Here is a 564-nt window from a genome sequence, read left to right as displayed (position 1 = left end):
CTCGCAGTCTAAATGTAACTCTGGTTGTGTTGAGCGCTTTAAATATGGCGGCGCAATTATGCTGATTTAAATCGAGCCGTATACCCTGCCCACTTGATAAATCAGTCACTAAAAAATTAAGATGGTGTCATTGTTATTCCATTTCTAAAGTACGCGTATTTTAAGGTGGCTGTCTTCTTAATTTTCCATCTGGAAAAATAACAACGCCACTACTAACAGAAGCTGCAAACTAAACCTAAAGCAATTAAATGCATCACTTTAGGTTCAAGTTTTTAAATTTTTAAAGAGCGATTTAGCTTTTAATTACCACACTTCCTGACGGTTAACTTGGCAATCTGCTGGGTCTAAATAGGGTTTTAACTCCTCAGGAAATCCGTGCTTTTCTGTTATATCTTTATCGATTTTGAAGTAATGCTCTATTGATTGATATAAGTGTGTACCAAGCGGGATTGATGTATCCATAAAGGTCATGGCTGTGGCGTATGCCAGTGAATCCCATTGACGATTTGAACCACCTACATAAAAAGTAGGCTTGGTAAAGCGATAATGTTTAGGGTATTTTAA

General features: G+C 37.1%; 1 pseudogene. It reads right to left on the bottom strand.

Annotated features, from left to right (window positions below):
- Positions 1 to 303 precede the first annotated feature (303 nt).
- Positions 304 to 564: pseudogene (locus H5154_RS23130) on the bottom strand (hypothetical protein); the annotation flags it as partial.

It is taken from the genome of Pseudoalteromonas sp. SR44-5 (assembly GCF_014163675.1).
In the GTDB taxonomy this organism is placed as follows: Bacteria; Pseudomonadota; Gammaproteobacteria; order Enterobacterales; family Alteromonadaceae; genus Pseudoalteromonas; species Pseudoalteromonas rhizosphaerae.
Note: the sequence above shows the minus strand (reverse complement) of the source record. Positions and strands in the feature narration are given on the sequence as shown.